Origin of the sequence: Acinetobacter sp. RF14B (assembly GCF_006864105.1) — a bacterium.
Classification (GTDB): domain Bacteria; phylum Pseudomonadota; class Gammaproteobacteria; order Pseudomonadales; family Moraxellaceae; genus Acinetobacter; species Acinetobacter lwoffii_C.
The window spans coordinates 1-508 of the sequence record NZ_SMTB01000244.1 but is presented as its reverse complement, the minus strand read 5'-3'; the positions used below and the strand labels follow the sequence as shown (position 1 = coordinate 508).

Here is a 508-nt window from a genome sequence, read left to right as displayed (position 1 = left end):
CGGAAGTGTCCAGCCGTTTCAAGGCCAACCCGAAAACGGTCTTTCTGATCGGTGGCGCAAAAGATGTGCCTTACGATGAAATAATTAAAGCACTGAACTTGTTACATAGTGCGGGTGTGAAATCGGTTGGTTTAATGACGCAGCCTATCTAAACATCTGCGTTTCCCTTGCTTGAAAGAGAGCGGGTAACAGGCGAACAGTTTTTGGAAACCGAGAGTGTCAAAGGCAACCGAACAAAACGACAAGCTCAAGCGGGCGATAATTATTTCAGCAGTGCTGCATGTCATCTTATTTGCGGCGCTGATCTGGAGTTCGTTCGATGAGAATATAGAAGCTTCAGCCGGAGGCGGCGGTGGTTCGTCCATCGACGCTGTCATGGTTGATTCAGGTGCGGTAGTTGAGCAGTACAAACGCATGCAAAGCCAGGAATCAAGCGCGAAGCGTTCTGATGAACAGCGCAAGATGAAGGAACAGCAGGCTGCTGAAGAACTGCGTGAGAAACAAGCGG

The 508-nt window shown here is 49.4% G+C and carries 1 protein-coding gene; it reads left to right on the top strand.

Annotated elements, in window-relative coordinates; genetic code table 11:
* Positions 1–216: 216 nt before the first annotated feature.
* On the top strand, positions 217–508 hold a 292-nt coding region (gene tolA, locus E2K52_RS14755), incomplete at its 3' end, for a cell envelope integrity protein TolA (protein WP_151205721.1).